The 6,533-nt window shown below is 64.9% G+C and carries 9 protein-coding genes; 6 read left to right on the top strand and 3 right to left on the bottom strand.

Going from position 1 to position 6,533, the window contains the following annotated elements:
* On the bottom strand, nucleotides 1-506 hold a 506-nt coding region (locus tag PKA16_RS15390; RefSeq protein ID WP_324404501.1), incomplete at its 3' end, for a TetR/AcrR family transcriptional regulator.
* Nucleotides 507-781: 275 nt separating this feature from the next.
* Between PKA16_RS15390 and PKA16_RS15385 the strand changes: the two genes are divergently transcribed.
* The 5 genes from PKA16_RS15385 (at nucleotide 782) to PKA16_RS15365 (ending at nucleotide 4,072) form a co-directional block, all read left to right on the top strand.
* Nucleotides 782-1,174 carry a transposase gene (locus PKA16_RS15385; protein ID WP_324404499.1) on the top strand — a complete coding sequence of 131 codons (393 nt, stop codon included), beginning with the start codon at nucleotides 782-784 and terminating at the stop codon, nucleotides 1,172-1,174.
* Between the two features lie 199 nt (nucleotides 1,175-1,373).
* Nucleotides 1,374-2,396: a lipid A deacylase LpxR family protein gene (locus tag PKA16_RS15380; protein ID WP_324404497.1), complete on the top strand. Its 1,023-nt coding sequence runs from the start codon at nucleotides 1,374-1,376 to the stop codon at nucleotides 2,394-2,396.
* 325 nt (nucleotides 2,397-2,721) lie between these two features.
* Nucleotides 2,722-3,003: a hypothetical protein gene (locus tag PKA16_RS15375; RefSeq protein ID WP_324404495.1), complete on the top strand. Its 282-nt coding sequence runs from the start codon at nucleotides 2,722-2,724 to the stop codon at nucleotides 3,001-3,003.
* A gap of 45 nt (nucleotides 3,004-3,048) precedes the next feature.
* Complete coding sequence (locus PKA16_RS15370) at nucleotides 3,049-3,399, top strand: TolC family protein (RefSeq protein WP_324404493.1); 351 nt, start codon at nucleotides 3,049-3,051, stop codon at nucleotides 3,397-3,399.
* A gap of 34 nt (nucleotides 3,400-3,433) precedes the next feature.
* The gene (locus tag PKA16_RS15365; RefSeq protein ID WP_324404491.1) at nucleotides 3,434-4,072 is read left to right on the top strand and encodes a TolC family protein; all 639 of its coding nucleotides are present in this window, start codon (nucleotides 3,434-3,436) and stop codon (nucleotides 4,070-4,072) included.
* A 195-nt stretch (nucleotides 4,073-4,267) separates the two neighbouring features.
* On the opposite strand, the gene PKA16_RS15360 is transcribed toward PKA16_RS15365, so the two are convergent.
* Together PKA16_RS15360 and PKA16_RS15355 are read right to left on the bottom strand one after the other, a co-directional pair.
* A complete protein-coding gene (locus PKA16_RS15360) occupies nucleotides 4,268-5,074 on the bottom strand; it encodes a class III extradiol ring-cleavage dioxygenase (RefSeq protein ID WP_324404489.1) in 807 nt (268 codons plus the stop codon).
* Complete coding sequence (locus tag PKA16_RS15355; protein WP_324404488.1) at nucleotides 5,074-6,138, bottom strand: alkene reductase; 1,065 nt, start codon at nucleotides 6,136-6,138, stop codon at nucleotides 5,074-5,076. Before PKA16_RS15355 ends, PKA16_RS15360 begins: the two co-directional genes overlap by 1 nt.
* Nucleotides 6,139-6,245: 107 nt before the next feature.
* Between PKA16_RS15355 and PKA16_RS15350 the strand changes: the two genes are divergently transcribed.
* The coding region (locus tag PKA16_RS15350; RefSeq protein ID WP_324404486.1) for a helix-turn-helix domain-containing protein at nucleotides 6,246-6,533 on the top strand (288 nt) is incomplete at its 3' end.

Genomic DNA, 6,533 nt, shown 5'->3' with positions numbered 1-6,533 from the left:
CCCATCAGCATGCCCATCAACAGTTCCGCGGCAAACTGCGGGTCCTCCCGGCGCAAATGCCCCGCCTCCATGGCGCGGACCAAGAAGCCCACCAGGCCGTCGACGGTTTGTCTGGGCCCCTTGTCAAAGAACGCCTGACCCAATGCCGGAAGGTGCGGGACCTCCGCACTCAGCGTGCGGAACATGGCGAGACCTTCCTGGCTTAGCAACCGGTGTTGGACGATTGCGGCGAAGCCCAGCAGACGCTCCCGAACATCGCCAACGCCATGGCCCAGGGAAGTCTGGATCTCCTCGGCAGCAATGCGGGCGACTTCGCTGAACAGATCTTCCTTGCCGGCGAAATTGTTGTAGACGGTCTGTCTACATACGCCGGCAGCTCGCGCGATGTGATCAATGCTGGCGCGGTAACCTTCTTTCCGAAACGCTTCGGCCGCGGCGTGAATCAGGCGCTGACGGCTGTCCGAGAGCGCAACTGCCGCAACTCGACGAATCGTGGGTTTCTTCATGTTTTGGTGAGGGCGAATTTCTGATCTTTCTGCAAATGCCTGACAACCGATTCGCTACGGTGAACGTCATGCGAGCGATGAGTTGTTCGGAGAGCGGACCTGATCGAGCTCGCGTTCGGCCACGCCTTCAACCCGTCGCACTTATGGACGCTGCTGCGTGAGATGGGTTCTTCCTCGCAGCGGCCGGGGGCGGGCCACGCTGCGCGACTAGCAGGCGATCCGGCAGTGGAAGACCAATCGCTGGACGGCGCCAAGAGAATCGCCCGACGGGACGGATGCACCGTCGTCTTCGTCGACGAGTCGGGACTGAGGGAGTAGCCCACGCGGGTCGAGCGCAGATCATCGAGTTCTTGCGGGTGCCGCAGCGCACGATCCGCGGCAAGCTGCTGATCATCGGGGACGGGCTGACGGCGCATCGCAGCCGGCGCGTGTACGAAAACGTTAAGTCGCTCGCCTGGCAGATCCAGCTTGAGCGGCTGCCGACCCATGCGCCCCAGTTGAACCCGGCCGAGTACGTCTTCGGCTGCGCCAAGCAGCGCGTGTTGGCCAACTTGTGCGCGGCCACGATCGACGAGGTCCGCCGCTACGCCACCCGCAGGGTAAAGCCCATGCAGCGCCGCCCGAAGCTGATCACCGGCTTCTGGCAGCAGGCCGAACTGCCGATCTGAAAACGTCATGTCTCTAGCGAAAGCTCGGTAGACTAACAAGTCTAATGGACTAGGCAGTCTATACTATTCCGTGGCCGAGCGCTTAGCTCTCTTTCATCTCTGCCTCTAGATCACATGCCGACCGTGCCAAATCCTTGGAAAAGCCCTCGCGCCGCTGCCTCACATCGAAATTGACCCAAGAGGACGGGACTGACCTGCGATGAAAGCGGGTGTCTGGCTGATATTGATCGCGTTGCTGTCGTTTGCAACAGCGGACTGCGTCGCGCAGTCGACCGCTCCCTATCGCGGCACCTGGACGGTTACGCTGGAAAACGACGTATTCACCGGTTCCGACAGCAACTATACAAACGGCCTCGGAGTGACCTGGGTGTCAAACGCCATCGACACCTACGAAGAACGAAGCTTCATTCGCAGGTGGGGCGAATTCTGGTCGTTCCTGCCGTTTGTCGGGAATCCCGGTTACCGCACGTATGTGAGCTGGTCCCTCGCCCAGGAGATGTATACGCCGGACGACATCACGGTCGCTAACCCGCCACTGGACGACCAGCCCTATGCCGGTGTTCTGTACCTCGACAGCGTCGTCTACGCGAGGAAAGAGCGTTGGACGCACGCGTGGCAGCTCAGGGTCGGCGTAGTCGGCCCGTCGTCGCGGGCCGAGAGCACGCAAAGGTGGGTCCACCAAGTCGTCGGGAGCGACAAGCCGATGGGCTGGGACACGCAGCTTCCAAACGAATTCGTCTTCAACGTGGGATACATGGGCACTTATCTGCTGGCCCAAGGGAATCTTGGCAGGTCGGCCCAATGGAGGGTTGCCCCTGTCGCCAGTGCAGCGCTCGGCAACTACTTCACCGGAGCGGGACTCGGCTTGTACGGCGAGATCGGCTGGAACCTGGTGGCTGCGGCGGGAGGAACAGCACTGCGCCAGGGGTTCAATGCGGCGTCGACGGTCGGCGCTGGACCGGTGGATCGATGGTCTGTTTCGCTGTCCGGCGGTGTCATGGGCTACGGCGTCGTCCGCTACCTTCCGCTCGACGGCACGATGTTCAAGGACAGCCGAACGGTCGACAGCAAACCATTTGTTGGCGTGGCCACAATCGGCATCGCCGTGAGGTATCGCGGCTTCGTCGGCTTCCTCGGCAGAACGTACTTCACCAAGACATTCGACACCGAGCGGCAGCCGCAAGTCGACTTCGGGACTCTGAGCTTGTCCTGGTACTACTGAAAGCTTCGAACGTCGCCACGACATCGGCCGCGCAGAGCACTGCCGGAAACCGCGTCCGGGTGTTCGCCCCCGCCCGGTTCTTACGGAGCCTACCGGCGCCTCTTCGAGCAGAACTTCACCGTCGAGGAGTTGCGCAATCTGACGCGTGTCGAGGCACCGCGTCGGCGCCGACGAAATAGCGACGAAAAGCGCGACGGCTCACTGACTACTTCCAGCGCCTTCACTACTGTTCTCTCATTGATTCATACCCCGACGACCGATTCCGCTACTCCCTCGCGTTAACTGGAAGCCCGGACTGACATCGCTGGAGCGGATGCGCCGACTCATGCCGTCCAAGGGCACCTTGGCGGCAGTGCTTCCGATCTTATTGGCGGTCGGTTTAACCGGTTGCAGCACTCCCGTTTTGCAGCCTAAGGTCGATGTGCCAGGCCACTTCGCAATGGCGGCGGAATCGGAGGTCGAGCCGGAGGCCGCCTGGTGGCAAAGCTACGGCGATCCGGTGCTGACCGACCTCATTCGCCGCGCCGCACGCGAAAACCGGGACGTCAAGATCGCCGCTGAATGCGTGCGCGCAGCGCGAGCTGGCGCCACGATCAGCCGCTCTTGACTCTTTCCCAGTGTCAGTGCAGTCGGCGGCGCGCTGCATCTAGGCATGTGGCATGACTCGGTCAGGCGGCAGGTGTTTCCCGACACTGACGTCGCCACGGGCGGCATAGGCGTTTCCTGGAAGATCGACCTCTCCGGCCGCCTGCGGGCAGGTGCAAAGGCGGCTGAGGCCGATGCCCTCGCCGTCGAGCAGGGCGCACACGGTGTTCGCCTGTTGGTGCTGACCGACGTCGCGACCAACTACTTCCCTTTGGCCGGCGCATTGCGGCAGCTCGAAACGGTCCGCGCGATATCAGCGGCTCAGGACGAGACGCTTCGTCTCGTCACCGCCAGGCATCGCGCGGGACTCGCCACGCCATTCGGCGTCGAGCGCGCGCGCGGCGATACTGCCGCTTGAGACCCTTGTCGCCGTTTCGCGGCATCGCATCGCAGTGCTGATCGGCGGCCAGGCGTTCAACGCCGCCAGCATCACGCCGTCGAGCGGCGAACCGACCGCTCCGCTGGCGCAAGCAGGGCAGCCTGCAGCGCCGCTCGAACGCAGGCCTGATCTACTCGCCGCGAAGGCGCAACTAGATGCAGCCAACGCGCGCCGGCAACAGGCTCATGCCGAACGGTTCCCGCGGCTCTTTGTCGGTGCACTGTTCGGCAGCGGCAGCGCCTACGCCAATGACTTCAGCCTGGGCGCCGCCCGCATCACGAACGCCGCAGCTCTGCTGGCGATGCCGGTCTTAAACGCCGGGCGGACGCGGGCGATCAACGACATCGCGCAGGCCGTCCAGTCCGAAGCCGCTTTGCGCTACGAAGACGCCATCGTGCGCGCCCTCGAGGATGTCGAGAACTCCCTGGCCGCCGTTCACAACGAGCGCCAGCGCGCCGAGACTCTGGCAGCGGCTGCCGCATCGGCCGAGGCGGCGTTCAGCGGCGCGCAGTCGCTCTACAACCGCGGACAGATCGACCTGTCGTGTTGGTCATCCCGCGCGGCGCCAAACTGCGGATCCCGCCTCCCTGGCGCGACAGCCGTTGGCGGTCGCGCACCCGCATGCCATCCTGCGTCGCCCGCTGCAGGCTGAGCGCCCCGGCCGCCGCCAGTTTCATCGCTGGCGGACTGTGGACCAGGGCCGATCCGGCGACAACGTTCTGCACCGGCGCCCGATTCTCACTGGTTGCACTGGCAGGGGTCGCGGCGCAACGCTGAGCGCGGCTACTCGGCAGCGCCGATGGCTCAGCCGCCATCCGCCAAGCGAAACGATCCGCCGCAGCTGCGTTCAGCCGAAGCGAAACGCGCTTTGCACCGCCCCCATAACGCGATCCTCGAAGATTTTCGCCCCGCCGTCGCTGCCGGCGGCGCCCGCCGCGACCATGAGCGGGATCAGGTGCTCTTCACGCGGCGCGGCCTCGCGGCCGCCGGGCGCGCCAGCCCAGTTCAGCAAGCGCCGATTACGCTCGGCCGCATCGGGATGGGTACTCGCCTCGGTCAGCCAGGCGTTGAACTCGAGGCCATGGACCTCGGCCGAGCGCGTGCGCCAAGCGCGCATCATCACCCCCATGTTGTGGTAGCTGTTGCCGGAGCCGACGATGAACACCCCCTCGTCGCGCAGCGGGACCAGGGCCTGTCCCGCCGTCAGCTGAGCCGCCGGATCGAGATCGCCGCGCAGCGATAACTGCACGCAGGGTATGTCGGCCGCAGGAAAGGCAACCTTGAGCGGCACGAACACGCCGTGATCGAAGCCGCGCGCTGTGTCGAAGCCGCAGGGCAGCCCCGCCTCACCCAACAACGCAGCCACCCGCTCCGAGAGCCCGGGGGCGCCCGGCGCAGGCCAGGTGAGCTCGTAGGTGTGCGGCGGGAAACCGCCATAGTCGAAAAGAAGCGGCGGCGCGGCCTGCTTCTGCACGGTGAACTGCGGCGCCTCCCAGTGAGCGGAGATCACGAGCAAGGCGCGTGGCCGCTCGGGCAGAAGCCCGGGCAGCCCTTCCAGAAACGCGCGATGCCGCACCCAGGCGTCGGGCGGATCCCACTCCATGAAGAAGCAGGGGCCGCCGCCGTGCGGGATGAACAGCGTGGGCTGGCGCATCAAAGCTCGGTATAGCCCTTGGCATCCGGCGTGTAGAAGGTGGCAGGATCAGGTCGCCTGAGCACCGCGCCGGTCTTGAGCCTTTGAACCAGATCCGGATTGGCGATGAACGGGCGGCCGAAGGCCACGAGATCGCCTTTGCCTGCGTCCAAATCGGCATTGGCACGCGCCGCGTCATAGCCGCCGGAAAGGATGTACTTGCCCTTGTAGGCCACGCGCAAATTCGCTTCGAGAACCTCGTTCACGGGCGGTGCGCCCATGGAGCTGTGATCGACGACATGGATATAGGCCAGGCTGATGACGTTGAGCGCCTCGGTGAGTCGCAGAAACAGGGCGTCCGTTTCGGCATCGGGTGCCATGCCGTTGAACACGCCATAGGGCGAGATGCGTATGCCGACCCGCTCCGCGCCGATCGCCGCCGCCGCAGCACGAGACACTTCCACGGCGAAGCGGATGCGGCCGTCCAGGCGGCCGCCCCACCGATCGGTGCGATGGTTGGACGTCGTGTTGAGGAACTGGTCGATGAGATAGCCGTTCGCCCCGTGCAGTTCAACGCCGTCGAAGCCGGCGGCCACGGCGTTCCTGCAGGCTGCGGCGTATTCCTGGATCGCCGTCGCGATGTCCTGCTCCGACATTTCGAGCGGCACGGGATGAGGCTGCATCCCTTCGGTGTCCGTCCACATCTCGCCCGGCGCGGCGATGGCCGTGGGCCCGAACAGGCGGGCGCCCGGCGGCAGGTTGGCAGGATGCCCGACTCGCCCAGTGTGCATGAGCTGCACGAAGATACGGCCACCCGCGCCGTGCACGGCGTCGGTCACCCGGCGCCAGCCTGCCACCTGCGCCTCGGAATACAGGCCGGGGATGCGCGCATAGCCCAGGCCGTTGGGCGATGGCGAAGTGCCTTCGGTGATGAGCAGCCCGGCCTCGGCGCGCAGGCTGTAGTACTTGGCCATCAATTCGTTCGGCACATTGCCAAGCGCGCGCGAGCGGGTCATCGGCGACATGACGATGCGACTGGGAAGGGACAGCGGGCCGAGTCGGAAAGGCGTGAACAGTGTGGTCATCAGATGGGCCTCATGGACTACTTTCGAGTGCTGGTCTTATATAGTAACCTTGACCATCAAGACAAGAAGGCACGCGCCCCGCCCTTGGTTACAGCCTGAGAACCGACATGACGACTGACGACCTGCACGCCGATGCCGCATCGGATCTTGATCAGGAGTCCTCTTCGACAGGACACCGCAGTTGCCCCGTACGCGACGTCCTGGACCGCCTGGGCGACAAGTGGTCGACGCTGATGCTGGTGACCCTCTCGCACCGTCCGCAGCGATTCAACGCGTTAGCCCGCGCCGTACCCGACATCTCGCGCCGGATGCTGACCGAGACCCTGCGGCACCTGGAGCGTGACGGCTTGATCTGGCGCGAGGTCACGCCCTCGACACCCCCCTCGGTGCACTAT

Origin of the sequence: Ottowia sp. (assembly GCF_035325765.1) — a bacterium.
In the GTDB taxonomy this organism is placed as follows: domain Bacteria; phylum Pseudomonadota; class Gammaproteobacteria; order Burkholderiales; family Burkholderiaceae_C; genus Ottowia.
Note: the sequence above shows the minus strand (reverse complement) of the source record. Positions and strands in the feature narration are given on the sequence as shown.